This is a genomic window from Dietzia aurantiaca (genome assembly GCF_021033825.1).
Lineage (GTDB): Bacteria > Actinomycetota > Actinomycetes > Mycobacteriales > Mycobacteriaceae > Dietzia > Dietzia aurantiaca.
In genome coordinates this window covers 357851-384499 of sequence record NZ_JAIFXZ010000001.1, presented here as the reverse complement: position 1 = coordinate 384499, position 26649 = coordinate 357851, and the positions used below count along the sequence as shown (strand labels likewise).

Here is a 26649-nt window from a genome sequence, read left to right as displayed (position 1 = left end):
CGGGCGCGTGAACACCCAGCCCGAGAACCCGCAGTACGACGACCGGCAGTACGACGCGGAGCACGACGGCGCCTACGCCGCCGGCTACGACGCCGACCCGAACGCGCAGGGTGACGGCCCCTACGCCGACGAGCCGAGCGGCCCGCCGTACCGGGCCATCGCGATGGTGCTGCTGTCCGCGGTAGTTCTGGCGATCGGCGTGGGATTGGTGCAGCTGTTCGGTGGCGACGACGACGAGGGCGTCAGCGCCGTCGAGGAGAGCACCTCCCAGATCGAGCAGACCGGCCAGAACCACCAGGGTGCCGAAGGACAGGGGGCCGCCGGTCAGGGCGCGGACGGCCAGGCCGCCCCGGGCGATGGCGAGTCGCTGCCCCCGGGTGCGGACCAGGAACCCGCAGCCCCGGCGGACCCGGCCTCGGGGGAGAACGGCCAGCAGGGGCAGGCCCCCGGCGCCGGCGCGCCGGCCGCGACCGCGGTGCCCGTGCAGATCTACAACAACAGCACCGTCACCGGCCTTGCGGGGCGGACCGGCGAGCAGCTGCGGGAATCCGGATTCGCGGTGGGCGACGTGGCCAACATGCCGTCCAACCGGGGTGTCGTGGCGGAGTCGACCGCCTTCTACGGGACCGGCCCGGGCGAGCAGCAGGCCGCACAGGCCATCGCGGGCCAGCTCGGCATCTCCGCCAAGCCGCGCCCCGCGGACATGGCCGCAGACGCTCCCGGCGTGATCGTGATCGTCACCCAGGACCTCGACCGCTGAGGCCTGTCGTCCCCCGTGGCCTCGGGCGCGGAGGCCTGAGGATATGATGAGTCGACGGATTCCGCCGCGCGGGATCCGTGCACTGTAGAGACTTGCAGCCTCCCGAGATCGAAGGAGCCCCCATGGCCCCGCGACAGACCGCCCGCCGCCTCCTGGTCGCGGCTCCCGCACTCGCCCTCGCGCTGGGCCTGGCCGCGTGCAGCCCGCCCAACGAGCAGCCTGCCGATCCGGACGCGCCGTACACGCTTCCCAGCTACACGCTCGATCCCACCACGGCCACCACCACGTCGCCGGCCCCCGAGTCGGCCGGTGGCGTCGACGCCTCCGAGGAGGAGTGGATTCAGGGCACCCCGACCCCCACCACCAACCCGGGCCTTGGACTCGATGGTGACCCGGTCGGCGTCGACGAGGCCGACGGCGTCGACGGTCCGGTGGTCCCGGAGGCCGAGCGCCAGCCGGGCGGCGTCGCCGGTAACTGATCTCTTCTGCGCCGGGCGTCGGCCCGGCAGCGGGCTGCGGCCCAGCGCCGAATCGAGCCCCGTCTCCGAGTGGAGGCAGGGCTCGAGTTTTTAGGGGCGGGGCTGAACGGCTAGCGGCGGGAGCGGGGGTCGCTCGCCCGCTTGGTGTACTTCTCCAGTACCGGCGCCTCGTGGGTGATGGTGCCGTCCTCGACGCTCTCCCGGTAGGCGACGTTGCCCACGCGGTTGGCGATCACCGGCGCGGTACACACGGCGACGATGGCGGCGAGCACGAGCATGCCGAGGTCGGAACTCGGGAAGATCCGGATCCCGGCGCCGAAGAGGATGAGGACCAGGCCGAGCACCTGGGGCTTGGCCGCCGGGTGCATGCGACTGAGGGTGTCGCGGAACCGCAGGAGCCCGATGGCGCTGGCGAGCGTCAGCAGGGCCCCGGCGAGCACGAACAGGGCGGAGATGATCTCGCGGGGGTCGTCGGTCATGACATGGGCTCCTCGGGCACTCCGGTGGTGTCGCTGACGCGGAAGCGGGCCACGGACACCGAACCGAGGAACGCGACCAACGCGAGGGCGACGAGCGCGGCGGCGCCGGTGGTGTCCTTGGTCCAGGCGATGTAGACGCCGAGCCCTCCCTGGGCGACTGCGGCCAGCATGTCCAGCGAGATCATGCGGTCGAGCGTGTTGGGGCCGCCGACGAGCCGGACCATCGTGACGAACAGGGCGGCGGTCAGTGCGATGACGGTCAGGGTCCAAAGGACCAGGGTGAAGCTCATCGGGACACCTCCTGGCCCGCGGCGGAGCCCGGGTTCCTCGGGCCGGCCTTCTGCGGCCCGCTGTCGGCGGGCGCGGTGTAGTGCCCGGGGTTCGGGTGCCAGTCCTCGGGCCGTTCGAACGCCCGCTGGAACAGCCGCTCCACGTGCCCGGTCTGGCGGTAGAAGGACTCGACCGCCTTGTCGGTACCGGCGTCCAGGACGTGGATGTAGACGTACCGGGCCACCGGGTCCACCCGGACCACGATGCCACCGGGCATCAGGTTGAGGGAGTTCACCGCGAGCGCGAGCGTGAAGTCGGACTTCAGCCGCATCGGGGCCCGCAGCACGGCCGGTTCCGGCGGTGCGGCCGGTCGGACCGACTGCCACGCGACGACCACCGAGGAGCGGACCAGGTAGTAGCCCACCATGATGATCAGCCACGCCGTGGAGATCGGGCGCAACAGGCCCTCGACCGGGACCCGGGGCAGCGGCAGGACCGTCATGATGATCACGGCCACGCCCAGCCCGGCCACGATGGTCCCGAGCTCGAACGAGCCCCACAGGAGCGTCCACGCGAAGGCCAGCCACAGGGTCATGAAGACGCGTGAGCCGAACACACGCGCGTCCATCTTCACCTTCTTGGTCATGTCAGCGCACCCCCGTCACGTTGCCGACGTACCGGCCGGGCGTCTCGTCCGTCGGGACGGTGTAGACGTACTCGCCGCGTTCCATCAGGCTCTCCGCGGCGCGGTCCGTCACGGCCAGCAGCGGGCCGGCGAACACGGTCATCAGGAGGGAGACCACGATCAGCGCCACGGTCGGGGCGAGCATGCTCATCGGCATCTTGCCCACGTCGTCGCGCTCGTCGAACTCGACGTACTCGTCCGACGGCAGCAGCGCGAGCGGCTTGGCGAGCGCCAGGGCACCCTCAGGGGCGTCCGCGCGGGGCCGCCAGAACGCCTTGGACCAGACGCGGGCCACGACGTAGAGGGTGAGCAGGCTGGTCGCCATGGCGCCGCCGATGAGGATCCAGTTGAGCGGACCGCCGACCTCGGCGCCGGCCTGGACCACGGCGAGCTTGCCGATGAACCCGGAGAACGGGGGGATGCCGCCGAGGTTGAAGGCCGGGACGAGGAACGTGACGGCCAGGACCGGGCTGAGCACGGCCATGGATCCGAGGCGGCGGAGCGAGGACGACCCCGCCTGTCGCTCGATGAGACCGACGACCAGGAACAGCGTGGTCTGGACGATGATGTGGTGGCCGACGTAGTAGATCGCGGCGCTGAGCCCCGACTCGGTGGACAGCGCCACCCCGAACACCATGTAGCCGATGTGACTGACCAGGGTGAACGACAATATCCGTTTGATGTCGGACTGGGCGATCGCGCCGAGGATGCCCACGACCATCGTCAACAGCCCGGCGACGAGCAGGACGTTGTCCATGCTGCCGCCCGCGAAGACCAGGGTGTGGAAGCGGATGATCGCGTACACGCCGACCTTGGTGAGCAACCCCGCGAACACTGCGGTGACGGGCGCGGGCGCGGTGGGGTAGGAGTCCGGCAGCCAGGTGGACAGCGGGAAGACGGCCGCCTTGATGCCGAAGGCCACGAGGAACACGGCGAAGATGGTGTTCCGCAGCCCGTCCGGGATGTCCGCCATCCGGGTGGCCAGCTGCGCCAGGTTGAGGGTGCCGGCGGCCGAGTACGTCAGACCGATGCCGAGCAGGAAGACCATCGACGACACCATCGACACGACGGTGTAGGAGACACCGGCGCGGACCCGCTCCTGGCTGGCCCCCAGGGTGAGGAGCACGTATGAGGCAGCGAGCAGGATCTCGAAGCCGACGAACAGGTTGAACAGGTCGCCGGCGATGAACGCGCCGTTCAGCCCCGCCGCCAGCGCGAGGTAGGTGGGCAGGAAGATCGACGTGGGCTGGTCGCCGTCGCCGTCGCGGACTCCCTGACCGACGGCGTAGATGATGACGGTCAACAGCACCACGGCCGCGACACACAGCATCAGCGCGCTGAGGCGGTCCGCGACCAGCGAGATGCCGACCGGTGCGTCCCACCCGCCCACCTGGACGACGTGCATGCCGTGTTGATCGGTCAGCACCAGCAGCAGACCGGAGATCACCAGCAGGATGAACAGCGTGATGATCGTGATGATGTTCTGCACGTGCGGGCGGCGCGAGACCACCAGGCACAGTGCCGCGGCGAGCAGCGGGAGCAGGAATACGGACGGGATGAGGTAACCGAAGAGATCAGCGGACATTACCGGTTCTCCTCCTCGTCGTCGTCCTTGGTGAGCTTCTTTCGCAGTGCTTCCACCCGGGCGTCCGCCTCCGCCCGCGCCTGGGCCTCCGCGCGGGCCTCGGCCTCGTATTCGGCTTCGGCCTCCTCGAGGTCCTCGTCGTCGTAGTCGACGTGCTCACCGAGTTCGGTGGGCATGCCGGTGGTCGGGTCATCGGAGGCGTCGCGGTCCGGGGCGGACGAGGCGTCCATGGGCGACCGCTTGGCGATCTTCGCGTCCTCGGCGTCGTCCGCGACCTCGTCCACGGTGGTGAACTGGTACGAGCGGTAGGCCAGCCCGAGAATGAACGCGCCGACGCCGGCGGTGATGACGATCGCGGTGAGGATCATCGCGTGTGACAACGGATCGGAATCCATCGTGTTGTCGCCCCAGCCGCGGTCCCGGATCGGCGGGTTGCCGGGGGCGCCGCCGGCGGCGAGGATCAGCAGGTTGACGCCGTTGGACATGATCATGATGCCCAGCAGGATCTTGATGATGGCCCGCTCCAGGAGCAGGTAGACCCCGGCGGCGCAGAGGATGCCGGCCAGGAGCAGGAGTGCGAAGTCGGCGGTCATGGCATCCCCTCCGGCGTGACGCCCTGGTTCTCCGCGGCCTCGTAGCGCTCGGCGCGGCGGACGGACAGATCGGACCGCGGCCCGGGGAAGTCCACCCCGGGGACCCGGCGCAGGGCTGCGGTGGACGGTGAATCAGTGGCGTCGACGTAGATGGCGCGCAGCTCCTCGAGGTCCTCCTCGTTGAGATCGAGTCTGGCACCGAGACTGCGGAGGATGTCCAGGACCAGGCCCACGACGATGAGGTAGACGCCGGCGTCGAAGAACAGCGCCGTGACCAACTTGACGTCGCCGAACACCGGCATGGTCCACTCGATCGTGGCGCTGGACAGCGGGGGCGCGCCGAAGGCCATCGAGGCCGCCGCGGTGCCTGCGGCGAGCAGGAGGCCCGCGCCCAGGATGCGGCCGGCGTCGAACGGGATGGCCTCGCCGAGCTCGTATCGGCCGCCCGCGAGGTAGCGCAGCACCAGTGCGAGGCCGGCGACGAGTCCGCCCGCGAAGCCGCCGCCGGGATTGTTGTGTCCGGCGAAGAAGAAGAACAGGCTCAGCACCATCATGGTGGGGAAGATGAGCCGGGTGGTGACCTCGAGGACCAGCGAGCGGGCACGTGGGTCGCGGACAGTGGCGCCCACGAGCCAGCGGCCGGGGGAGGCGCCGGGCGCCTCGATGACGATGCGGGCGGCCTCCATGCCCCGGCGACCCGAGAGCGTCTTGTCGGCGTCGGCGATGCGGGGGCCGGAACCGTAGCGCCGGTTGCGGAAGACGAGGCTGGCCACGCCGGTGGCGGCGACCAGCAGCACCGTGATCTCACCCAGGGTGTCCCAGGCGCGGATGTCGACGAGGGTGACGTTGACGGCGTTGGAGCCGTTGCCGATCCGGTAGGCGATGTCCGCGAAGACGGTGGACACGGCCGGGTCCTGGCGGGCGTTGATGGCGTATGCGCCGACGATGATCACCAGCAGGCCCACGCCGATGCCGAGCCAGGCGCGCAGGCGCCGGAAACCGTTGGACAGCGGGACTTCGGCGGGCATGGTGCGCAGGACCAGCACGAACGCGACCATCATCAGGGTCTCGACGAGGACCTGGGTCAGCGCCAGGTCCGGGGCGCCGTGGAACGCGAAGACCACGGCCACGCCGTAGCCGGTCACGGACATCGCGATGACGGCCGCTAGACGATTGCGCAGCAGGGTGGCCGCGATGGCCGCGATCGTCATGGGGATCATGACGATCAGCACGACCGGGTTGCTCGACAGTTCCATCTGTAGCCCCTCGCGGGTGCCGACGAGGAGCGAGACCAGCGGGAACATCACGAGCGTGAACAGGATGATCCCGAGGGTCAGCGGGAGCGAGCCGCGCTGGGTGGAGCCGGTCAGGCGCAGGGAGAGCACGTCGAAGAAGCGCAGGACCGCGTCGTAGATGCGGTCGGCGTTACCGAGGGCGGGAGACTGGAACCTCAGACGCTCGACGGTCCGCTGGGCGACGTAGAGCATCATGCCCAGCACGTAGACTACGAACGTCAACGCCAGCGGGATGCCGATGCCGTGCCACAGGCCCAGGTGGTAGGTCTCCCCGGCGGCCCAGGGGCTGCCGGGCGGGAATGCCGTGTCGACGAAGCGCGAGAGCAGCGACTCGACGGGGGCGGACCACAGGCCGAGCACCAGTCCGGCCGTGGCGAGAACCGCGGGCACCGAAAGGAAGAACACGCCGGCCGGCCGCGACTCGGCGACCGCGGGGCTCGCCTTGCCGTCGAAGATCCTCTTGGTGCGGAACGCGCCCATGACCAGGCGGGCCGTGTAGGAGAACGTGAGGATGGAGCCCACCACGAGGCCGGCGGTGACGACGAGAGACGGCATACCGTGCAGCCGGCCCTCGCTGAGGACGGTGGCGAACGCGGCCTCCTTGCCGACGAACCCGAGGAACGGCGGCAGGCCCGCCATCGACGCGGCGGCGAGGGTGAAGAACACCGCGAGGGCGGGGCGCTTGCGGCCGAGCCCGGACAGTTCGCGGATCTCGCGGGTCCCGGTGGTCTTGTCGATCACGCCGACGGACATGAACAGCGCCGATTTGAACAGCGAGTGCGCCAGCAGCATCGTCAGCCCGGCGAGCATGGTGTCGCGCGAGCCGATACCCACCAGGGTCAGTAGGAAGCCCAACTGGGAGACGGTGCCGAAGGCCAGCACCAGTTTGAGGTCGCTCTCGCGGAGCGCCCGCCAACCCGCCATGAGCAGCGAGACCAGGCCCAGGCCGACGAGCGGCAACTGCCACGTGGACGAGCCCGACAGGCCGGGGCTCATGGCGGCGACCAGGAAGACGCCGGCCTTGACCATCGCCGCGGAGTGCAGATAGGCACTGACCGGGGTCGGTGCGGTCATGGCGCCCGGGAGCCAGAAATGCAGCGGCGCGATGGCGGACTTGCTGGTGGCGCCCACGATCACCAGTCCCAACGCCCAGTGCACGAGTGCGCCGGAGGGCGGCGAGGCCACGATGTCGCTGAGCAGGTATGACCCGGTCTCCTGGGCCAGGATGATCATGCCGACGAGCATCGCCAGCCCACCGAGCGTGGTGACCAGCAGCGCCTGGGCGGCTGCCCGGCGGGACGACGCGCGCTCCGCGTAGTGGCCGACCAGCAGGAAGCTCAGGACGGAGGTGATCTCCCAGAAGATGTAGAGCAGGATCAGGTTGTCGGCCACCACGAGGCCGAACATGACACCGGCGAAGGCCACCATCTCCGCCGCGAAGAGGTGCAGGCGGGGCTCGGAATCATCGAAATACCAGGTGCAGTAGAAGAGCACGAGCGCGCCGACGCCGAGCGCGATGAGCGCCATCAACGCTGATAGCGCGTCCATCCGCAGGTCGAGGGCGAGATGGATGGCGGGAGCCCATTGGAGGGTCTCCGTGGGAGTAGTGTCCAGGTTGGCCGCCACCCACACCGTGCTGAGGGCGGGCACCAGGGCCAGTAGCGGGAACGCTCGGCGTCCGAGCCGCAACACCAAGGGGATCGCGATCAGGGCGGCCACGGCGTGGGCCGCGAGAATCACGATCACCGGCGGCTCCTCTCCTTGCGTCGATCGGACGACGACATGTGGACGGACCCGCCTTTCAGGGACGGGTAGCCGGTGGTCGACCGGGGCGTGGTTTCTGTGGCTACTTTACAGAACAGCGTTTCGTGCTGGTCGTCCGCGCAGGTGAAGCCTGGTGGCCGCGTTGAGCAGAGCCGCGATCGACGCCTCCGACGAACTCTGGCCGAAGCCCATCGCCCACGCCTCGCGGCGCCCGCAGGTGGCGCGCAGGATGGTGCACCATGACGCGTTGCCTGCGAAGGTGGTGCCCTCGTGATGGTTGCCCTCGTACTGGTGGAACTTCTCGATCTCGACCCGCGCACCGACGCGGCCCAACATCTCGGACATCGCCGTGAGGTCCCCGCACGAGGAGGTGGTCAGGCGACGGGTGGTGAAGTGGCCGGGCTCGTCCTCCGGGCCCCGTGTGGCCAGGATCGCCTCGTAGGCGGTGATCCCGCGCCCCAGCGGGCGGCGGGAGAAGTCGGCCAGGTGGAAGTGGTCGGAGGAGGGGGCGAAGGTGTCGACCATCGTCCGCCAGTCCATGCCGACCGCCTCGTCGGCGAACCCCCGAGGGAGACGACGACGATATCGCTCGGTGAAGGGATTTCGCGCACCGGTCGGTGCGGCGATGAACTCGGTGGTCCGGGGGAACGGGTGTGCGGAGGCGTTCATGGTTCTCTCGTGTCTCTCGACGTCGGTGCGGCGACCGACGGAGGACGAGCAACCACGCAACGGGGATGCCGGTCTGTCAGACCCCGTTACGTCCGGTTACTACGAGTAGATTCCGCATGGCCCGCACTCTAGCCGCGGCCGGGCCGGGCCGGAACGGCAAGGCCAGGTGATGGGTCGCGAGGCGGGCCCCACTCGGACCGTTAGCCGCCTCCGCAGCCTCGGCACAGCTCACGACCAGACCCCGGCTCACGGATAGGCCCCGCCCCGCCACGACGCCGCGCCGTAGGGTCAGCTCTCCCGTCGGTCGGCGTACTGCCGCAGGTTCTCGACCTGATCCGGGTCGAGTGAGGGTTTGACCGCGTCCCGTGCGCGGGCCACGTCCTCGGCGGTGACCTCGGCCGCGTCGATGTCGCGGCGCATCGCGGTGAGCGCGGACTCGCGCAGCAGTGCGGCGCAGTCGGCCGCGGAGTAACCGTCGAGCTCCTCGGCCACCCGGGCCAAGTCCACATCCTCCGCGAGCGGGACGTCCCGGCCTGCCGCGCGGAGGATGTCGGCGCGGGCCTCGGCGTCCGGCGGCGGCACGAACACCAGGCGCTCGAGCCGCCCGGGCCGCAGCAGGGCGGGGTCGATGAGCTCGGGGCGGTTGGTGGCGCCGAGGATCACCACGTCGTCGAGCGGCTCCGCGCCGTCGAGCTCGGTGAGCAGAGCCGCGACCACGCGGTCGCCGACCCCGGAGTCGCCGGTCTGGCCGCGGCGCGGGGCCAGCGCGTCGATCTCGTCGAGGAACACCAGCGACGGGGCGGAGTCGCGGGCCTTGCGGAACAGGTCGCGCACCGCCTTCTCCGACGAGCCCACCCATTTGTCCATGAGCTCGGCGCCCTTGACCATCTGCACCGTCAGGCGCCCGCTCGCCGCCAGTGCCCGGACGACGAAGGTTTTACCGCAGCCCGGAGGCCCGTACAGCAGCACGCCCTTGGGCGGCTCGACGCCGAGGCGCTGGAACGACTCTCGATGCTGCAGCGGCCACAGCACCGTCTCGGTGAGTGCCTGCCGCACCTCCTCCATGTCGCCCACGTCCTCGAGGGTGATCGAGCCCAGGCTCAGCTCCTCGGTGCCCGACCGGGACAGCGGACGGATCACGCTGACCGCGCCGATCAGGTCCTCCTGCTCCAGCCGTGCGTCGACCGGGGCGGTGGCTGCGGAGTCCGAGGAATCAAGCCGTGCGGAATCAGGGTCCGTGGCGGAGGATTCCGTGGCGCGGGCGGCCGCGCGTAGTGCCGCCTCCCGGGTGAGGGCGCGCAGGTCCCCGGCCACGTAGCCGGGGGTCCGCTCGGCGACGGCGGTCAGGTCGAGCTCGCCGGCGGGCACGTCCCGCAGCATCACCTCGAGCAGCGCCGCGCGGTCCGCGGCGTCGGGCAGCGGCAGATCCAGGACCCGGTCGCAGATCTCGGGCTCGCGCAGTCGGGCGTCGGCCTCCTCGGGCCGGACACAGGTGGCCACCAGCACGGAACCCGGGTGTGCCACGACCGACCGCAGCCGGTCCAGGATCAGCGTCGACACCGGCTCGGTGTCGGCGGGCAGGAGCGCGTCGATGTCCGTGACCAGCAGGACTCCGCCGTTCTCGCGCGTCCTCTCGGCGGCGGCACGGACCGCCTCCAGACGCGCGGCGGGGTCAATCGCGCCGATGGACGGGCCGTCGATGACCTCGAGACGGCGGTCGCCGGTGACCGATCGGACCATTGTCGCCTTGCCCACCCCGGGCGGGCCCGCAACCAGCACCCCGAGGTGAGGTGAGGTGCCGAGCGAGCGCAGCAGCTCGGCGCGATCCAGGGCGAGTGACAGCCACTGTGCGAGGACCTCGGCCTGGTCCGCGACGCCCACGAGGTCCTCGCGGGCGACGGCGGCGATGGCCTCCGAGCCGCCGCCGGGTGTGGAGGAGCCCCCGGGTGATGTCGCACTGCCGGAAGCCGATCCACCGGGAGAACCCGAGGGCCGGGAGTTCATTGGCGCCGCACCGCCGGTGGACGAGTGCGGGGTGGGGGTCGTCGTCGTCGAACCGGGCCGGGCTCCCACGGCCGGCGCGGCACCGGGGCCGCCCGCCTCGATCACCGCGGTGGTGGGCTGTACCGACACGACCCCGTCCGGGACGGTCGCGGTGACGGTGAGCAGCTCGGTGCTCCACTGCGCGCCCATGGAGTTGCGCAGGGTGCGGGTGGTGTCGGCGGTGGGGAAGTCGGGGCCGAGGTCGCGGGGGAGCAGCGTGACGGAATCGCCCACGCGCACCACCTTGCCCAGCAACGCCGAACGCAGCACCCGCTCGGCCACGCCCCGGCCCGCCGGCGGCAGCCCCTGCACCTCGATGCTCTGCGCGCCCGTGACCTGCGCGGCCCGCACGGTCACGCGCGCGTCCTCGCCGAGTCCGCAGTTCGCGGCCACGACCTCGTCCACGACCAGCACCCCGCTCGGCGAGCCGGCGGCGGCCGCCGCCACGACCGCGCCGGTGGTGCGCGCGCCGACGATCTCGATGGCGTCCCACTCGCGCATGCCGAGAGCGAGAATCACCTCCGGGTGCGCCCGCACGATTCCGCGGCGGGCGTCGGCGGCCGAGGCCGTCAGACGCAGGGTCAGGTCCAGATCCGGGCGCGGGTTCACGCATAGAAGCCTAACGGCGGCCCGCCGGTCAGGGCGGGCCGCCGTCAGGGGCGAACGAGGTGGGCCGTTTGGCCCGTGGTGTCAGTGCACCGGGGCGGTGATCACGCGCCCACCGAGTGCTTGATCGAGTTCCAGGCGACGGGGATCTGCTTGGAGTAGTACGACCAGTTGTGCATGCCGGTGGGCAGGTGGTCGATGTCCGCGGGGATGCCCAGGTCGGCCAGGCGCCGGTCGGCGGCGTGGGTGCACTGGCCCGTGGCCTGCTCGAGCGCCATTCCGGCGACGAAGTTGGCGGCGTCGTTGTTGTACGCGGCCCAGTCGCCCGGGTTCGCCACACCGGTGCCCGAGGACATGTAGATGGCCTTGCCGCGCAGCTTCTCGGCATTGATCATCGCGTCGTGGGCGACCCACTGCTCGTTGCCGGGCTCACCCCACATGTTGTTCAGCGTCGCGCCGCGGCTCTCGACGGTGAAGCGGGTCAGGATCTGGCCCAGCGCGTCGGTGGAGTAGCAGCCGGAGACGCCGAACACGCCCTTGTAGAGGTCCGGATGGCGGGTCGCCATGGTCACGGCCGCTCCCGCGCCCATGGAGATGCCGCCGATCGCGCGGTTGTTGTTGGTGCTGATGCGCGGCTCGAGCAGCCGCGGCAGGTCGCCGGTGATGAACTTCTCCCACTTGCTGATGCCTAGCACGGGGTCCTGCTGGTTCCAGTCCGACCACATGGAGCCCTGGCCGCCGGTCGGGATGACGAGGTTGACGTTCTCGTTCGCGAACTGCTCCTTCGCGCCCCACTGCATGAAACCGCTGGGCAGCTCGGAGCCGACGCCGTCGAGCAGGTAGAGGAACGGCGCGCCCGGGTTGGCGGCGCGGTAGACCTCGACCGTGATGCCGCGCTTCATGTCCCCGGAGTCGATGAGCCACCGCTCGTAGCGGCCGTCCACCACAGGCTCACCGACGATCTTCGTCTCGGTGATGTTCGGGTTGGGCTGCGGCGACGGCGGCGGCGGGCCGGCGAACATGTTGGGCGAGAAGCCGAGTGTGTTGGCGATGCCCATCATCGACGAGCCCGAGGAGCCGGGCAGGTTGCCGAAGTACAGCAACTGACTCAGGCTCTCGGGGGAGAACGTCCCGAGTGCGTCGTTGGCGACCGACTCCGGGCTGAGGGTGCCGACCTCCTGCGCGTTCGCGATCGACGGTGTGAGGCCGGCCGCCAGCGCGGTGGCGGCGGCGGTGGCGATCAGCGCGCGGCCGGCGCGACGCATGAGCGGGACGCGGCTCGCGGCGGTGCGCTGATCGGCACCGGTGTTCTCTGCACTCGGGACGGACATGGCAGCTCCTGACGGTCGGCGGCAGCGGGCGTTGCCGCCCCATTAGTCACTATCGCCACATCTCATCACACCGTTACTGCGTTCGCACCTGCAGTTTTGCGGGTGCGGGTCGCCGACGGCACAGGCGGGCTCACCGGTAGCGCTGGAGGAATGCCGCCTCGGCGAGCGCGATCCGTTCGATCTCGCGCGGATCGACGCTCTCGTCGGGGGAGTGGATAGCGGCGGCCGGGTCCTCGACGCCGAACAGCGCGATGCTCGCCTCCGGGTGCGCCTGCTGCAGCGCCGTGCACAGCGGGATCGAACCGCCGGAACCGATCTCGGCGACCTCGCCCGCCCCGTACGCCTGCGCGAGGCATTCCGAGAGCAGCTCGTGCACCGGGTCGGTCCGCCCGGCCGCGACCGAGCGGAACGGGTGCCCCACGGCCTCGGTCTCCACCGTGACCCGCGCGTTCCACGGGCGCCGCCGCTCGATGTGCTCGACGAGCGTGCGCTGCGCCTCGACCGGGTCCATGCCCGGCGGGACGCGCAGGTTCACCAGGGCGCGGGCGCGGGGCTGGACCGCGGCGATGGCCCCCTCGACCGGCGGGCAGTCGATCCCCAGGACGGTCGCCGTGGGCCGCGACCACACCAGGTCCTCGACGGGCGCCGCCGACGACAACTCCACCCCGTCGAGCACGCCGGCATCGCCCCGGAACGTCTCCTCCGGGTAGGCCTGCCCGTCCCACCCGCCGGTGAAGTCCAGGCCGTCGATGGTGGTGGCGCCGGTGGCGGGATCGCGCAGCGAGGCAAGGATCGAGACCAGCGCCGCGAGGGCGTCGGGTGCTGCGCCGCCGAACTGTCCGGAGTGGACCCCGGCCTCCATCGTGTCGACGACGACAACGACGTTCGCGATGCCGCGCAGACTGGTGGTGAGCGTCGGCACGCCCGCCGCCACGTTGCCCGAGTCGACGATCAGGATGGCGTCCGCCTCCACGAGATCGGGCCGCTCGGCCACCAGATCGTCGAGCCCGCCACCGCCGGTCTCCTCGGAGCCCTCCACCACGAGGCGGATGCCCAGGCCGTCGAGCGGATCCGGGCCGGTGCCGGCGGGGCCGGGGGTGTGCGCCTCGTCGCGGTCCTCCTCCGCCCCCGAGCCCGCGGTGGCGAGCGCCCGCAGCGCGGTGAGGTGCACGACCAGGTTGCCCTTACAGTCGGCGGCCCCGCGGCCGTACCAGCGGCCGCCGCGCTCGGTCAGTTCCCACGGCGAGCTGGTCCACGCCGCCGGATCGCCCGAGGGCTGCACGTCGTAATGGCTGTACAGCAGCACCGTGGGGCGGCCGGGCGCCGCGGGGCGATGGGCGAACACGGCCCTGGAGCCGTCCGAGGTCTCGACGACCTCGACCGCGTCCGGGCCGAGCCCCGGCACCGGTAGTTCGCCGAGCATCTCGCGGACCAGCTCGCAGGCCTCGGCGCACGCGTCCGGCTCCGCCTCGTGCACTGACGGCAGTGCCACGAGCGCGGACAGGTCGGCACGCGCCCGGTCCATCTGCGCGGTGACCGCGGCGGCCAACGGGGCGAGGTCGGGGTGGGGATCGGGCAACGCGGGGGAATCGGCCATGCGGTCAGGATAGTGGCGGCATCCGACACTCGACGGCAGGTGAACGAAAAGTGAACGGAGAGTGACGTATGGTGGTGAACTATGAGCTATGTGATTGTGGTCACTCCCGCTGAGGCGGAGCTTCGTGACGTCGACAGTGTGGATGCGCTTCCCGATCACGTGCGGGCCGATCTGGAAGGGCTGCGCGACGAGATCTGTGCACGCTTCCCGGCGGCGGATGCGATCGGCGAGACCGGGGCGCTGTCGGCCCGGCCGGTCCTCGAGGGCGTGGGCGTCGTCATCCGCCCCGAGGTGCTCACGCGGCCGCTCGTCGTGAACGCGGTCATGCGGTACGCGGCGCCCCGCCAGCTCCTGGTGACCGCGCCGGAGCTGGGTCTGGTCGCGGATCCGCGGGACCGCATCGAGATCGATGTGCACCGGCGCCCCACGATGGTGGGTGCGGCGATCACCGACCACGCGGTGCGCGGTCGGCCCTTCGGCACCCTGCCGTGGGTCAGTCGCGAGCTGCTGGGGCAGCTGCTCGAGGCGCTCGAGGTGGACGGCGATCGGCTGGAGCTGGAGGGCGACACCGAGCGTTGGTTCCTCTACGAGCGGGTGGGCGGGGTGCTCGAGGTTTCCGTAGCGGACGGACCCGACGTCCCGGTCAGGCGGCGCACCCTCACCTCACACGACCTGGGCTCCGCGGCCGACGCGGGGTGGGCCTGGGCGCGCTGCGACATCGACTGGCCCGCGTTCTTCGGCGGTGCCGGCGGGGCCACCGCGGCCTGACCTTCAGGCCGGGCGGGGTCCTAGACCGAGTTCTCGAATCGTAGGGACGCCACCACGGCGTCGATCGTCTCGCCGGGCACGGTGCCGGGCTCGCCCTCGTCGGCCATGAGCACAAAGACGAGCGAGGCGTCCCCGCCGTCCGGCGTCCGGGTGGACACCGCGATGGTGTCGAACCGGATCGTGGGCGGGGTGCAGATGTTGCGCGGCGGGCGGACCTCGCCCCGGAGCGAGACGTACCACGCCGGCACCCCGGACACCCCGATGTTGCGTGCCTCGGGCACGGGCACCTCGGCCCCGGCCTGGGTGAAGCGCCGGTCGATCGAATCGGCCATCGCGCGCGACGCCGACTCCGCCTGCTCGCGGGCGTCGCCGGGCAGGGCCGTCTGGCTGATGCCGGACAGGACCCGGAAGCTCATCCCCGCGAGCGGGCAGTAGCCGGGGTCCGCGATCGCGTTGGCGACGGTGACGTAGCCCGACCCCCAGTCGCTACCGGCGTCCGGGCCGGACCCGGTGTCGCCGTACGGGTCGCCGACCTCCCATTCCGGCGGCACGGAGTAGATCAGTCCGGACGTGCTGCGGACGTCCTTCCAGTCGGGCGGCGGCGGCCCGTCGGCCAGGGTCGGTCCGGGCTGCTCACGGTCCGGCGTGTCCGAGCCGTCGGACTCGCGAGAGAGCAGGGCGCAGCTCGTCAGTGACGCCACCAGGGAGCCGGCGATGACGGCGGCCGCAGCAGCCCGGACCATCGGGTTCTCAGCCCTGTTCGACGAGCGTCTTGATGCGCTGGAGGGAGAGCGAGACGCCCTCGCCCATCTCGGAGGTGAACGACGGCTGCCCGCCGAAGAGCTTGTCGGTGAGGAACTTCGAGATGAACGTCAGGCCCTCGGGGACCTCACGCCGCTCGGTCAGCCGGGTGCCGCCGTTGGCGGTGGGCTCGAGCTCGAAGACCCAGATCGTGGTGTTCTCGGAGATGCGGTTGGCGAACCTACGACCGGGCTCGAACTCCACTACGCGGCTGGTGGTGGGCCAGAACACCGGTCCGCGCTTGTTGATGTTCAGTGCCCAGGTCCCCTTGGTGGTGCGTCCGCCCGGGGTGATGACCTTGACGGCCTGGCTGCTCCACTGGGGCGCGTTGCGGACGTCGGAGATGACCTCCCAGACGCGCGCCGGCGGGGCGTCGATCTCGATGGAACTCTCGATGCCGGCAGGGGTGTTCGCGGTGGTCATGTGGTGCCTTCCTGGTGATTCGGGGGAGGTGGGCCGGCGGTGTGCGCCGGGGTCAGGACTGTTCGGCCAGGGCCTTGATGCGACGGAGGGAGCCGGTGGAGGATGACGGCGACGACGGCGTTGATGATGATGACGACGACGAGCCGCGTGTTCTGCCACGGCCCCCGGGCAGTGCGCTGGTGAGCTTGCGCACCGCGGCCACGAGGGCGGCGGGAGACTCGCTGCGCTCGGTGAGGCGGGTGCCGCCGGACGGGGTGGGCTCGAGCTCGAAGATCCACTGCGTGCCGTGCCCGCCGGTGCGGTTGGCGAAGCGGCGCTCGGGCTGGAAGTCGACGACGCGGCTGGTGGTGGGCCAGAAGACCGGCCCCTGGCGGTTGATGTTGAACGAGCGGGTCCCGAGGGCCGTCGGCCCGGAGGTGGCCAGGACCTTGCGCGCCTGGGTGCTCCACCGCGGAGCGTTGCGGACCTCGGAGACGAGCTCCCACACCCGGGCCGGAGGGGCGTCGATCTCGATCGATCGCCCGCGCGGCGTCCCGGTCTCGGGGGCGGGGGTGTGGTCGGTGGACATCGGGCCCTCCATCGGGGTCTGGGTCACGGCGTCTCGATGGTAGGGCAGTGCCGGCCGCGGTGGCGGTCGTTCGCCGGTCGCGAACACCTGCCCGGAGCCTTTGCACTCGATGGGGGCGAGTGCTAGAAAAGCGATTGGCACTCGGTTACCCTGAGTGCCAGCAGTACCTGAACGAGAAGGTCGCAAGGTGAGGGGCGGATCCGACACGGTCCGCGCCGTCCGTCGCGGGCACCGATGTGACCACACGCGTGTCACCCCATACCCGGAGGATGATTCACCCCATGGCAAAGATGATCGCGTTCGACGAAGAGGCCCGGCGCGGCCTGGAGAGCGGTCTCAATCAGCTCGCCGACGCCGTCAAGGTCACCCTCGGCCCCAAGGGCCGTAACGTCGTGCTGGAGAAGAAGTGGGGCGCCCCCACGATCACCAACGACGGTGTCTCCATCGCCAAGGAGATCGAGCTCGAGGACCCCTACGAGAAGATCGGTGCCGAGCTCGTCAAGGAGGTCGCCAAGAAGACCGACGACGTCGCTGGCGACGGCACCACCACCGCCACCGTTCTCGCCCAGGCGCTCGTGCGCGAGGGCCTGCGCAACGTCGCCGCCGGTGCCAACCCCATGGGCATCAAGCGCGGCATCGAGAAGGCCGTCGAGGCCGTCACCGCTCACCTGATCGACTCCGCCAAGGAGATCGAGACCAAGGAGCAGATCGCCGCGACCGCCGGCATCTCCGCCGCTGACCCGGCCATCGGCGAGCTCATCGCCCAGGCCATGGACAAGGTCGGCAAGGAGGGCGTGATCACGGTCGAGGAGTCGCAGACCTTCGGCCTGGACCTCGAGCTCACCGAGGGCATGCGCTTCGACAAGGGCTACATCTCGCAGTACTTCATGACGGATCCGGAGCGCCAGGAGGCGGTCATGGAGGATCCGTACGTCCTGCTGGTCTCGGGCAAGGTCTCCACCGTCAAGGATCTGCTCCCGCTGCTGGAGAAGGTCATCGGCGAGAACAAGTCGCTGCTGATCATCGCCGAGGACGTCGAGGGCGAGGCCCTGTCGACCCTGGTCGTCAACAAGATCCGTGGCACCTTCAAGTCCGTCGCCGTCAAGGCCCCGGGCTTCGGTGACCGCCGCAAGGCCATGCTGCAGGATATCGCCATCCTCACCGGTGGCCAGGTCATCTCCGAGGAGGTCGGCCTCTCGCTCGAGACCGCCGACATCTCCATGCTCGGCAAGGCCCGCAAGGTCGTCGTGACCAAGGACGAGACCACCATCGTCGAGGGTGCGGGCGACCAGGGCCAGATCGAGGGCCGGGTCAACCAGATCCGCGCCGAGATCGAGAACTCCGACTCGGATTACGACCGCGAGAAGCTGCAGGAGCGCCTCGCCAAGCTCGCCGGCGGCGTGGCCGTCATCAAGGCGGGCGCGGCGACCGAGGTCGAGCTCAAGGAGCGCAAGCACCGTATCGAGGACGCCGTTCGCAACGCCAAGGCTGCCGTCGAGGAGGGCATCGTCGCCGGCGGTGGCGTCGCCCTGGTGAAGTCCGAGGCCGCGATCGAGGGTCTGTCGCTGCAGGCCGAGGAGGCCACCGGCGCGAACATCGTCAAGTTCGCGCTGAGCGCCCCGCTCAAGCAGATCGCCCTCAACGCCGGCCTCGAGCCCGGCGTCGTGGCCGAGAAGGTCCGTAACCTGCCGGGCTCCGAGGGCCTCAACGCCGCCACCGGCGAGTACCAGGACCTCCTCGAGGCCGGCATCAACGACCCGGTCAAGGTGACCCGCTCGGCGCTGCAGAACGCCGCGTCGATCGCCGCGCTGTTCCTCACCACCGAGGCCGTCGTGGCCGACAAGCCCGAGCCCGCCGCGCCGGCGATGCCGGGTGGCGACGAGATGGGCGGCATGGGCTTCTGATCCAGCCCTGACGCGCGCTCGCCAGAGCGATAGCCCTGTGGCCCCGTACCGGAAATCCGGTACGGGGCCACAGGCCATTTTGTCACGGGAACATCATCTGAACGATCCTGTGTAAAAGGGCTATGACCTGGTGTTACATGTTCGTTGCGCCTCTGGAGGTGGTGGGTCGGGGTCGATAGCGTCGTGGTCAGGCGCCCAGGACCGGCGCTGATCAACCCACTGTGAACGGAGACCCCATGCCGAACTTCGGTCAGCTGTCAGACTTCATCGGAGGAGTGACGGACATTCTCGGAGCCTTGACGTTCTTCACGGGTTCGCTCGCAGGGGAGGGCGGAGTCGGCGACTTCGTAGACGCCCTGTCCAGCATCAGCGCGAACTGACGACCGCGACCCGATCTGGGTTACCACAACGACACAGGAGCGATACACGATGAACCTTGAATTCGGATCCCTGGCGGGCGTCAGCGGCGCGCTCGGCATACTCACGGACTTCCTTGGAGGGTTCGGAGACCTGTTCTCCGGGCTCGAGTACTTCACGGGCGGAGACTTCGAGGAGGCACTGGCTGGGGGGTTCACGCGGTGATCTGACGCTGGCGACATGGCCACATCCTGGGATCCGGGGTGTGGCCTCCGTCTATTTTCCAGCACACGGGGGCGCAGTGCGTCGGGCGCCGCTCGGTTCCAAACGGCCCCCAAAGTGCTTTCTTAAGGGAACATTTAACATGAATTGTTGGGGGACTAACGATGAACGGCGCGAACCTGCCTGTCCGCACGCCCCGCTACGTGCAAGGTTAGCCTTGCCTGACTTCGTTGCACTCAGTGCATCTCCGCAGCTAGACCGGCGCCTGAGAACTTGATTAAAGCGGTGGTTTAGGTCACATTTCTGCGCGGGAGAATGTATTGTTATCTCGAGCCAGGAGCGAGACGGGGATCACAATTGACTCTGGATTCGCTCAGACTATTCTGGCCACGGTCCCGAAAGCAGGGGCTTGACGCGGCCCCGGGGACCGGGGCGAAACGATAAAGGGAGATACACATGCCTGACTTCAGTGCGATCAGCTCGCTCATCGGCGGCATCAAGAACATCCTCGACGGTGTCACCGGTTTCGCCGGCTCGCTGGGTGGCGACGGCGTCGAGGGCATGCTCGACCTGCTCGGCAGTGTCGAGGCTCCGACCGAGTGACGCCTGCGCGCTCGCGGACTTGATCCGTGAGCCCCGCCCCGACTGCGGCGTGTAGTGGTCACCCCACCCAATCTCACACTTCGGCCCCGGATCTCTCCGGGCCTCATTCCCCAAGGAGAACAACATGGGCATCGATCTTGGTTCCGTCGAGGGCATCGTCGGCAAGGAGGGCGCGTTCGGCCTTCTCAGTGGCCTGCTCGGCACCGTCGACAACTTCGTCAAGGCTGCGAACTACTTCACGGGCACGGGCTTCCAGGAGGCTCTCGCCGGCGGCTTCATGAAGTGAGCTGACTCGGTCAGCGGGTGAGGGCGTCGGGATCATCCCGGCGCCCTCACCGCATTTGATGGACATGCCGCGGCGCCTCCGACCTGCGACCCCGACGCGGTGTATGGGGATCTGCTAATAAATGTAACGAGCGCACGTCGTTCGTCGATACTGATGACGTGAGCCGCGCAGAGGGCTCCACGGTTTTCCTCGGCCGTCACGGCTATGGGATCCTCGTGGTCACCACTGCGGGCAAGAACTACAGTTCCGTGAGGTCCTCCGAATCCAGTCGGAGTGGCCTGTGGGGCTTGTGTGACCAATGGGAAACGGGTTAACTCTTTGCTAAGAGTCGGCACGGGTCTGTGAACATCGAGAAGTAAGGCGTCGAAAATATGCGTTCAGTCAAGCGGTTCGGCACGAAGGTCGCGACTGCGGCCCTCGCGGCCGCCATGGTCCCCGTCGTCGCCACGGGCACGGCACAGGCCCAGGGTGGAACCATCAACTACACCAAGGCCACGGCCGGCAACAAGGTCGTCGAGACCGAGCTGGCGGACGGCCGTCTGATCGTCTCGGTGTGGTCGGACGCCATGCAGCAGGAAGTGCCGAACATCGTCCAGGGGCCCCGCGACGGTAACGCGGGTGCTCCGGTGCTGTATCTCGTGAACGGTGCCGGCGGCGGCGAGGACTCGGCCACCTGGCAGGCGCAGTCCAATGTCAAGCAGTTCATGGGTGACAAGGACGCCTGGACCGTCACCCCGATCGGTGGCGCCTTCTCGTACTACACCGACTGGCAGAAGCCGGACCCCAACGTCCAGACCCGCTACGCCAGCGACACCCACCCCATGAAGTTCGAGACTTACCTCGCCGAGGAGCTCCCTAACCTCTTCGAGGGCAAGTACGGCGGCAACTACGAGGGTCGCAAGCGTGGCCTCGCCGCCATCTCCATGACCGCCACCTCGGTCCTGACCATCGCCCAGAAGCACCCGGGTAAGTTCCAGGCCATCGGCTCGTACTCGGGTTGTGCCGAGACCTCCACGCCGATCGGCCACGAGTTCATCAACATCGTCACCGGCATGCGCGGCGGGGCAGACCTGAACAACATGTGGGGCCCGTTCCCGGGCGAGCCCGTCGCGGGTAGCAACAGCTGGTTCGACAACGATCCGGTCTGGGGCGCCTGGCGCTTCGAGGAGCAGCGCGACAACGGCACCCTGCCCGCCATGTTCATCTCGACCGGCAACGGCCTGCCCGGGCCGCACGAGAACCTCGAGAACTGGCGCCTCAAGGGCAACGGCGTCGCCCTGGCCAACCAGGCCGTCGTCGGCGGCATCATCGAGGCGGCCACCCAGTACTGCACCGCGAACCTCGCCCGCCGCTTCGGCGAGCTGGGGATCCCGGCCCACTTCGACTTCGCGCCCAACGGCACGCACTCGTGGGGCTACTGGGAGGACGACCTCGCGCAGTCCTGGCCCATGATGGCCAACGCCATGGGCGCTCGCTGGGGCGAGATCTGATCGGCTGACGCCGCAGCGCACCGCGCAGCTCGGAAGGGCCCCGTGCCACCCGCTTCGGGTGGGGCGGGGTTCTTTCACGTCCGGGCCGGTCCGGCATTCTGTACACATGACCAAGACTGAAGACCCGCGGCGGGTCGAGCTGTCGCACTCCGACGGCAGTACCAGTCCGCTGCTGCTCGTCCCCGCGGCCCGACGAGACGAGAACCGCCCCGCCGTCCTGGTGCTGCCCGGCATCGCCGTCGGCGCCCGGTACTACCTCCCGCTCGCCCGGGCGCTCGCCGACGCCGGCGTGGACGTGGCCATCACGGAACTGCGCGGTCAGGGCGAGAGCACCCACCGCATCGGCCGCAGCGGCGGCGCCGCCGGCTACCACGAGAGCGCGGGCGAGGACGTCCCGCTCGCGGTGGAGGCCATGCAGCGCGAGCTCGGTCCCCGCCCGGTCGTGCTCCTCGGCCACAGCATGGGCGCCCAGATCGGCGTCTACCACCTCGCCCGCCGGGACCCCCGCGTCGTGGGTCTGATCGCCGTGGCCGCACAGTCCCCGTTCCACCGCGGCTATCCCCGCGAGTTCGGCCGCAAGCTGCGCCTGGGGTCGATCGTCATGCCGATCGTCGGCCGCCTGGCCGGTCACGTGCCCGGCCAGTTCTTCGGCGCCACCGGCCGCGTCCCGGCGGACCGGGTGCGCGACTGGGCCCGCCTCGCCGCCACCGGCGTCATGCAGCCCGCTCGCGCCGACCTGGACTACGTCGACGGCCTGGCCCGCGTCACCGTCCCGGCGCTGGCGGTCGTGATCGCCGACGACCCCCTCGCCCCGGAAAGCGCCGCCCGCAACCTGCTCGCCATGCTGCCCGCAGCGCGCACGACGCTCGAGTCGGAGCCGCAGCCACTCGGCCACAATACGTGGGCGCGCCGCCCCGACGAGATCGTCGCGCGGGTCCTGGCCTGGATCGACCGCGAGGTCACCACCGCGTAGAGGGCGCCCGCGAGGCGCGTGCCGCCCTGATCACGACGACGAAGACAACCGGCGCCGGAAGAACTCATACGTCAGGACCGCCTTCCGGGCCTCCTGCGAGTTGTCCGCGGCGCCGGCGTGGCCGCCCTCGACGTTCTCGTAGTACTCCACGTGATGCCCGGCGGCCTCGAGCGCGGCCGTCATCTTGCGGGCATGGCCCGGGTGCACGCGATCGTCCCGGGTCGAGGTGGTCATGAGCACCGGCGGGTAGCTGATCTCCGAGGCGGGCCGGACGTGCTGGTACGGCGAGTACGCGCCCAGGAAGTCGTCCCAGTCGGCCGAGTCGGGGTCGCCGTACTCGGCCATCCATGAGGCGCCCGCCAACAGCAGGTGGTAGCGCTTCATGTCGAGCAGGGGCACGGCGATCGCCAGCGCCGCGAACAGCTCCGGGTAGCGGGTGAGCATGACGCCCATGAGCAGGCCGCCGTTGGAGCCGCCCGTCGCTCCGAGCTGCTCGCGGGTGGTGACGCCCGAGTTCACGAGAGCACGGGCCACGGCGGCGAAGTCCTCGTAGGCGCGGGGCCGCTTCTCCCGCACGGCGGCCTGGTGCCACTCAGGCCCGTACTCGCCGCCACCGCGGATGCCGGCCACCACGTAGACGCCGCCCTCCTCGAGCCACAGCGCGCCCCTCAGCGCGGCATAGGACGGGCGCATGGACACCGTGAACCCGCCGTAGCCGTACAGGATCGTCGGCCGCGGGCCCTCCGGGCCGGGGCCGCGCATGACCGTGTACGGAACCTCGGTCCCGTCGTCGCTGACCGCCGTGTGCCGGGTGACCTCCACGCCGGAGGTGTCGAAGCGGTCGGGGGTCGAGCCGAGCGTCGTGGTGGAACCGTCGGCCCGCAGCAACACCAGCGACGGCGGCACGATCGGTCCCGACACCGCCAGCACCGCATCGTCCGGGTGGGGCGACCCGCCGTCGGCGGACGGGTCGGAATGTCGGTCGAGCGAGAGAACGTCGATCGACACGTGCTCGGGCAGTCCTTCGACCGGCAACCTCCGCCACCCGTCGGCTGCGGTCGACCGCCCGCGCGCGTCTGATCTGCCGGCGGTGCCGGTGTCGGTGCCGGCATCGGGGATCGCGAACGCCTCGAGCCGGGACTCCGTGTCCTCGAGGACCGTCAATACCACCCGGCCGCGGCCCCACGACACGTCCTCGACCGTCGTCGACGGGGTGGGGGAGAACAACACCGTCGGCTCGGGCAGCCGGGACGGGTCGTCGTCGAGCGCCGACCACGGCACCACCAGAACCGACCCGCCGGGATACGTGTCGCCGGCGATCTCCACCTCCGTCCGCGGACGCAGCGTCAACCACGACCCGCTCGAGCCCACCCGGCAATCCTCGGGCACCGGGATCGGCAACGGTTTCTCGGTCTCCGGATGGCCACCCGGGCGCCAGAACCACTCCTGGGAGGTATGGAAATCGGGAGAGCGGCTCGCGACGAGACGCCCGGTGTCGATGTCATATCCGGCGCCGACGGCGACGTCGTCGTCGTACCCCTCGAAGATCACCGGCGCCCCTGCCGGATCGGAACCGCGGCGCCACAGGCGCACCACCCGCGCGTACCCCGAGCTCGTCGCGTCGGTCCCGGCCGGATCCAACGGCGCCGCCAGCACCAGCGTGTCCCGATCCACCCACGACACCGAGCACTTGGCCTCCGGCAGATGGAACCCACCCTCCGACGCCGGCACGAACCGACGCTCGAGAAGATCGAACTCGCGGACCTCCACCGCGTCGGCTCCGCCCCGCGACAGGCGGATCAACGCCCGGTCGTTCTCGGGGCGGCGCACGACGGTCCCCGCGTACACCCAGTTGACGTCCTCCTCGCGGGCGAGCGCATCCACGTCCACAAGCGTCTCCCACGCCGGATGATCCGACGCCGGCGCGCCCTGCTCCAACACCGACCACGGCACCCGGCGCCACAACCCGCGGGGGTGCTCGCGGTCCTTCCACACCGTGTACGCATAACGGCCCCGCAACACCGGCCACGCGATACGGTCCGTGGCGTCCAGGATCCCCTTCGCGCGGGTGTAGGAGGCCTCCGCGTGCTCGCCGACGGCCAGGTCGGCCAGGGTGCGATCACTGCGCTCAGCGACCCAGGCGAGGGAGGCGGCGCTGTCGATGTCCTCCAGGTGGAGGTACGGATCAGAGGGTGTGGAGGTGCTCATGATCTCGATGATGCCGTGGCCGCGGGAAGCGGCGAGAAAGGGGAGGGGTGAGCCCCACAACTAATTCGCTCAGGGTCTTGTTACCTGGACAATCGCTAAGTACCCTGTTCGATGAGCGTGGGTCGCCTGACCCGGCCATTCTCGACTGCACTCGGGAATGCATTCGATAAACGGAGACACACAAATGGGTTCCATCACCGACATCTTCAGCGGCTCCGCCGGCGAGGGCAGCGGCAGCTCCGCCGACAACATCACGGACCAGATCGCGGAGACCATCGGCGACGTGGTCGCCAACGTCGTCAAGTCGATCCTGGGCAACATGTCCTGATCTGCCACTGAGGCACTGACGCCGCCCCTCCTCCCTCGGAGCGGGCGGCGTCAGTCTATTTTCTGCAGCCTCCGCTCGCCGCAGGTCTCCACTTTCGGGTGTCTTCCCGGCCGCATGAGGTGCCTCGCCCGCCGGATACGCATACCCTGTGTGTCGTGGCTGACACTCATTTCGATCTCATCGTCCTCGGCGCGGGCCCCGGTGGCTACGTCGCCGCCATCCGTGCCTCGCAGCTCGGCCTCAAGGTGGCCGTGGTCGAGGAGAAATACTGGGGCGGCGTGTGCCTCAACGTGGGCTGTATCCCCTCCAAGGCCCTGCTGCGCAATGCCGAGCTTGCGCACACCGTTCTCAAGGACGGCAAGACGTTCGGCATCTCCGGGGACGTCTCCTTCGACTTCGGTGCGGCGTTCGATCGCAGCCGCAAGGTCTCCGACGGCATCGTCAAGGGCGTCCACTTCCTCATGAAGAAGAACAAGGTCACGGAGATCGACGGCTACGGCACGTTCGTCGACGCCAAGACGGTCGAGGTCGACGGCACGAAGTACACGTTCGACAACTGCATCATCGCCTCCGGTTCGGTCGTCAAGACGCTGCCCGGGATCGAGCTCAGCGAGAACGTAGTCAGCTACGAGGAGCAGATCCTCAGCCGCGAGCTGCCCAAGTCGATCGTGATCGTCGGCGCCGGGGCGATCGGCATGGAGTTCGCCTACGTCATGGCCAACTACGACGTGGATGTCACGATCGTCGAGTTCATGGACCGCGTCCTGCCGAACGAGGACGAGGACGTCTCCAAGGAGATGGTCAAGCACTACAAGAAGCTCGGCGTGAAGCTCCTGACCGGCCACAAGACCACCAAGGTCACCGACAACGGCGACTCGGTCGAGGTGCAGATCGAGAAGAACGACGGCGGGGACACCCAGACCCTGACCGTCGACAAGGTCCTCATGGCCATCGGCTTCGCGCCCCGCGTCGAGGGCTTCGGGCTCGAGAACACCGGGGTCGAGCTCACCGACCGCGGCGCGATCGATATCGACGACCACATGCGCACCAACGTGGACGGCATCTACGCGATCGGCGACGTCACCGCGAAGCTGCAGCTCGCGCACGTCGCGGAGGCGCAGGGCGTCGTGGCGGCCGAGACCATGGCCGGTGCGGACACCCAGACCCTCGGCGACTACCGGATGATGCCGCGCGCCACCTTCTGCCAGCCGCAGGTCGCCTCCTTCGGGCTGACCGAGGCGCAGGCCAAGGACGAGGGCTACGACGTGAAGGTCGCCAAGTTCCCGTTCTCGGCGAACGGCAAGGCCCACGGGCTCGGCCACGCGGTCGGCTTCGTCAAGGTCATCGCGGACTCCACGTACGGCGAGCTGCTGGGCGCCCACCTCATCGGCCCGGACGTCTCGGAGCTGCTACCCGAGCTGACCCTGGCGCAGATGTGGGACCTCACCGCCGAGGACATCGGCCGCAACGTGCACACGCACCCGACGCTGTCCGAGGCCATGAAGGAAGCCGTGCACGGCATCGCCGGCCACATGATCAACCTCTGACGGGCCCCGCCCGCC

The 26649-nt window shown here is 69.8% G+C and carries 26 protein-coding genes; 12 read left to right on the top strand and 14 right to left on the bottom strand.

Features of this window, described 5'->3' with window-relative positions:
* The first annotated feature begins 7 nt into the window (after window positions 1-7).
* Both K3888_RS01900 and K3888_RS01895 read left to right on the top strand, forming a co-directional pair.
* On the top strand, window positions 8-760 hold the full coding sequence (locus K3888_RS01900; protein WP_230928522.1) for a LytR C-terminal domain-containing protein: 753 nt from the start codon (window positions 8-10) through the stop codon (window positions 758-760).
* A gap of 122 nt (window positions 761-882) precedes the next feature.
* On the top strand, window positions 883-1239 hold the full coding sequence (locus K3888_RS01895) for a hypothetical protein (protein WP_230928521.1): 357 nt from the start codon (window positions 883-885) through the stop codon (window positions 1237-1239).
* Between the two features lie 110 nt (window positions 1240-1349).
* Here K3888_RS01895 and K3888_RS01890 read toward each other — a convergent pair whose 3' ends face one another.
* From K3888_RS01890 to K3888_RS01845, 10 genes are all read right to left on the bottom strand, one after another.
* Window positions 1350-1718 carry a cation:proton antiporter gene (locus tag K3888_RS01890; RefSeq protein WP_230928520.1) on the bottom strand — a complete coding sequence of 123 codons (369 nt, stop codon included), beginning with the start codon at window positions 1716-1718 and terminating at the stop codon, window positions 1350-1352.
* Window positions 1715-2008: a monovalent cation/H+ antiporter complex subunit F gene (locus K3888_RS01885; protein ID WP_230928519.1), complete on the bottom strand. Its 294-nt coding sequence runs from the start codon at window positions 2006-2008 to the stop codon at window positions 1715-1717. Before K3888_RS01885 ends, K3888_RS01890 begins: the two co-directional genes overlap by 4 nt.
* A complete protein-coding gene (locus tag K3888_RS01880) occupies window positions 2005-2634 on the bottom strand; it encodes a Na+/H+ antiporter subunit E (protein ID WP_230928518.1) in 630 nt (209 codons plus the stop codon). The genes K3888_RS01885 and K3888_RS01880 overlap by 4 nt, the downstream gene beginning before the upstream one ends.
* A 1-nt stretch (window position 2635) precedes the next feature.
* Window positions 2636-4258, bottom strand: a complete 1623-nt coding sequence (locus K3888_RS01875; RefSeq protein ID WP_230928517.1) for a Na+/H+ antiporter subunit D — start codon at window positions 4256-4258, stop codon at window positions 2636-2638.
* Window positions 4258-4851, bottom strand: a complete 594-nt coding sequence (locus K3888_RS01870) for a Na(+)/H(+) antiporter subunit C (protein ID WP_230928516.1) — start codon at window positions 4849-4851, stop codon at window positions 4258-4260. The genes K3888_RS01875 and K3888_RS01870 overlap by 1 nt, the downstream gene beginning before the upstream one ends.
* Complete coding sequence (locus K3888_RS01865; RefSeq protein WP_230928515.1) at window positions 4848-7892, bottom strand: Na+/H+ antiporter subunit A; 3045 nt, start codon at window positions 7890-7892, stop codon at window positions 4848-4850. The genes K3888_RS01870 and K3888_RS01865 overlap by 4 nt, the downstream gene beginning before the upstream one ends.
* A gap of 105 nt (window positions 7893-7997) precedes the next feature.
* A complete protein-coding gene (locus tag K3888_RS01860; RefSeq protein ID WP_230928514.1) occupies window positions 7998-8579 on the bottom strand; it encodes a hypothetical protein in 582 nt (193 codons plus the stop codon).
* 288 nt (window positions 8580-8867) lie between these two features.
* Window positions 8868-11231, bottom strand: coding sequence for an AAA family ATPase (locus tag K3888_RS01855; RefSeq protein WP_230928513.1), 2364 nt, complete (start codon window positions 11229-11231; stop codon window positions 8868-8870).
* A 101-nt stretch (window positions 11232-11332) separates the two neighbouring features.
* Window positions 11333-12559, bottom strand: coding sequence for an alpha/beta hydrolase (locus K3888_RS01850; protein ID WP_230928512.1), 1227 nt, complete (start codon window positions 12557-12559; stop codon window positions 11333-11335).
* A 130-nt stretch (window positions 12560-12689) separates the two neighbouring features.
* A complete protein-coding gene (locus K3888_RS01845) occupies window positions 12690-14156 on the bottom strand; it encodes a M20/M25/M40 family metallo-hydrolase (RefSeq protein ID WP_230928511.1) in 1467 nt (488 codons plus the stop codon).
* A gap of 81 nt (window positions 14157-14237) precedes the next feature.
* On the opposite strand from K3888_RS01845, the gene K3888_RS01840 reads away from it, so the two are divergent.
* Entirely contained in the window at window positions 14238-14924 is a 687-nt protein-coding gene (locus K3888_RS01840) for a hypothetical protein (RefSeq protein WP_230928510.1), read from the top strand.
* Between the two features lie 20 nt (window positions 14925-14944).
* On the opposite strand, the gene K3888_RS01835 is transcribed toward K3888_RS01840, so the two are convergent.
* Genes K3888_RS01835 through K3888_RS01825 form a run of 3 tightly spaced genes read right to left on the bottom strand, consistent with a single transcriptional unit; the run spans window position 14945 to window position 16743 of the window.
* The gene (locus K3888_RS01835) at window positions 14945-15667 is read right to left on the bottom strand and encodes a DUF8017 domain-containing protein (RefSeq protein WP_230928509.1); all 723 of its coding nucleotides are present in this window, start codon (window positions 15665-15667) and stop codon (window positions 14945-14947) included.
* Between the two features lie 7 nt (window positions 15668-15674).
* Complete coding sequence (locus K3888_RS01830) at window positions 15675-16148, bottom strand: SRPBCC family protein (RefSeq protein ID WP_230928508.1); 474 nt, start codon at window positions 16146-16148, stop codon at window positions 15675-15677.
* 52 nt (window positions 16149-16200) lie between these two features.
* Complete coding sequence (locus K3888_RS01825) at window positions 16201-16743, bottom strand: SRPBCC family protein (protein WP_230928507.1); 543 nt, start codon at window positions 16741-16743, stop codon at window positions 16201-16203.
* Between the two features lie 254 nt (window positions 16744-16997).
* Here K3888_RS01825 and groL point away from each other — a divergent pair, with 254 nt between their 5' ends.
* From groL to K3888_RS01790, 7 genes are all read left to right on the top strand, one after another.
* Window positions 16998-18620, top strand: coding sequence for a chaperonin GroEL (gene groL / locus K3888_RS01820; RefSeq protein WP_230928506.1), 1623 nt, complete (start codon window positions 16998-17000; stop codon window positions 18618-18620).
* Between the two features lie 236 nt (window positions 18621-18856).
* Window positions 18857-19000, top strand: coding sequence for a hypothetical protein (locus tag K3888_RS01815; RefSeq protein ID WP_230928505.1), 144 nt, complete (start codon window positions 18857-18859; stop codon window positions 18998-19000).
* A gap of 49 nt (window positions 19001-19049) precedes the next feature.
* On the top strand, window positions 19050-19202 hold the full coding sequence (locus tag K3888_RS01810; RefSeq protein ID WP_230928504.1) for a hypothetical protein: 153 nt from the start codon (window positions 19050-19052) through the stop codon (window positions 19200-19202).
* A 453-nt stretch (window positions 19203-19655) separates the two neighbouring features.
* Complete coding sequence (locus K3888_RS01805) at window positions 19656-19802, top strand: hypothetical protein (protein ID WP_230928503.1); 147 nt, start codon at window positions 19656-19658, stop codon at window positions 19800-19802.
* Window positions 19803-19926: 124 nt separating this feature from the next.
* Entirely contained in the window at window positions 19927-20088 is a 162-nt protein-coding gene (locus K3888_RS01800; protein ID WP_230928502.1) for a hypothetical protein, read from the top strand.
* A gap of 371 nt (window positions 20089-20459) precedes the next feature.
* On the top strand, window positions 20460-21578 hold the full coding sequence (locus K3888_RS01795; RefSeq protein WP_230928501.1) for an alpha/beta hydrolase: 1119 nt from the start codon (window positions 20460-20462) through the stop codon (window positions 21576-21578).
* A 106-nt stretch (window positions 21579-21684) separates the two neighbouring features.
* A complete protein-coding gene (locus K3888_RS01790) occupies window positions 21685-22551 on the top strand; it encodes an alpha/beta fold hydrolase (RefSeq protein ID WP_230928500.1) in 867 nt (288 codons plus the stop codon).
* Between the two features lie 30 nt (window positions 22552-22581).
* Here the strand turns inward: K3888_RS01790 and K3888_RS01785 are convergent, their stop codons facing one another.
* Window positions 22582-24759 (bottom strand): prolyl oligopeptidase family serine peptidase, encoded by a 2178-nt coding sequence (locus tag K3888_RS01785; RefSeq protein WP_230928499.1) that lies wholly within the window; start codon window positions 24757-24759, stop codon window positions 22582-22584.
* Between the two features lie 184 nt (window positions 24760-24943).
* On the opposite strand from K3888_RS01785, the gene K3888_RS01780 reads away from it, so the two are divergent.
* Both K3888_RS01780 and lpdA read left to right on the top strand, forming a co-directional pair.
* Window positions 24944-25087: a hypothetical protein gene (locus tag K3888_RS01780; protein WP_230928498.1), complete on the top strand. Its 144-nt coding sequence runs from the start codon at window positions 24944-24946 to the stop codon at window positions 25085-25087.
* A 155-nt stretch (window positions 25088-25242) separates the two neighbouring features.
* Window positions 25243-26634, top strand: a complete 1392-nt coding sequence (lpdA, locus tag K3888_RS01775) for a dihydrolipoyl dehydrogenase (RefSeq protein ID WP_230928497.1) — start codon at window positions 25243-25245, stop codon at window positions 26632-26634.
* The last annotated feature ends 15 nt before the right edge of the window (window positions 26635-26649 follow it).